This is a genomic window from Neisseria sp. P0001.S005 (genome assembly GCF_051963715.1).
The window spans coordinates 1-1,481 of sequence record NZ_JBQCTZ010000394.1; the positions used below are offsets into that span (position 1 = coordinate 1).

The window sequence follows — 1,481 nt, forward strand, 5'->3', positions numbered from 1 at the left end:
CGGGTTTGACGGTAACTAATGCAACGATTTGGATGCTTGACATATTTGTCTCCTACTGTTTTTCAGACGGCCTTTGTTGAAAGCAAAAGGCCGTCTGAAAGATACAGCGTTAAATTTTCAAAATACGCTCGCCGCGGCCGATACCGGCTGCGCCTGTGCGTACGGTTTCCAAAATTTGAGCGCGACCGACTGTCTCGAGGAAAGAGTCGAGTTTTTCGGTTGAGCCTGTGATTTCAATGGTGTAACTGCGGTCTGTTACGTCAATGACGCTGCCGCGGTAGATTTCGGTCAATCGCAGGAATTCGTCGCGGTCTTTGCCTACGGCGCGGACTTTTACCAACATCAGCTCACGTTCGACAAAACGGCTTTCGTTCAAATCGACCACTTTGATAACTTCAATCAGTTTGTTGAGTTGTTTGGTGATTTGCTCTATAACGTGTTCGTCGCCATGGGTAACGATGGTCATGCGAGACAAGGTTTTGTCTTCGGTTGGTGCAACAGCCAGGGAGTCGATGTTGTAATCGCGTGCGGAGAACAAACCTACCACACGGCTCATCGCACCTGATTCGTTTTCCATCAGAATAGATAAGATATGTCGCATTTTTCTCTCCTTACGCTGACAATGTTTCGCGCATATGCGGCGGCAGAACCATCTCGTCCAAGCCTTTGCCGTTGCCGACCATAGGCAGTACGTTTTGTTTCTTGTCGGTCAAGAAATCGAGGAATACCAGGCGGTCTTTTTGGTTTAATGCTTCCAGCAATGCGCCTTCTACATCGGATTTCTTGTCCACGCGGATGCCGATATGGCCGTAGGCTTCAGCCAGTTTGACAAAATCAGGCAATGAATCGAAATAGGTTTCTGATTCACGGTTGCCGTAATAAAGTTCTTGCCATTGGCGGACCATGCCGAGGTAGCCGTTGTTCAGGGTAACGACGTTAACTGGAACGCGGTATTGGAAGCAGGTGGACAGCTCTTGGATGTTCATCTGAATCGAACCTTCGCCGGTGATACAGAATACATCTTGATCAGGAGCAGCCAGTTTCGCACCGATGGCATATGGCAAGCCTACGCCCATTGTGCCTAAACCGCCGGAATTGAGCCATTGGCGCGGACGCTCGAATGGGTAATATTGAGCGGTAAACATTTGGTGCTGACCGACGTCGGAAGTAATGATGGCAGAATTATTGGTGATTTCGGCCAGTTTTTGAATGACGTATTGCGGTTTGATGATTTCGCTTTCATTATCAAACCACAGGCAGTTGCGCGAACGCCACTCTTCAATGCTTTTCCACCATTTATCCAATGAGTCGGCTGTAGGTGCAGATTCTTGCTTGCCCCACAATTGAATCATTTCGGACAATACGTTTTTCACGTCGCCGACAATCGGGATATCCACTTTGACACGTTTGGCAATGCTGGACGGGTCAACGTCGATATGAATAATTTTTTTGGCTTTTTCAAAGAATTTGGACGGTACGGA

General features: G+C 48.0%; 2 protein-coding genes. Both read right to left on the reverse strand.

What is annotated here, in order from left to right:
• Positions 1-109: 109 nt before the first annotated feature.
• Complete coding sequence (ilvN, locus tag ACTHSP_RS20515) at positions 110-601, reverse strand: acetolactate synthase small subunit (RefSeq protein WP_003685820.1); 492 nt, start codon at positions 599-601, stop codon at positions 110-112.
• A 10-nt stretch (positions 602-611) separates the two neighbouring features.
• Positions 612-1,481 (reverse strand): thiamine pyrophosphate-dependent enzyme (locus ACTHSP_RS20520; RefSeq protein WP_440346824.1); only part of this gene is annotated, 870 nt, incomplete at its 5' end.

Coding starts and splice junctions, on each gene's coding strand:
- ilvN (WP_003685820.1), bottom strand. CDS start 601: ATGCGACATATCTTATCTATTCTGATGGAAAACGAATCAGGTGCGATG.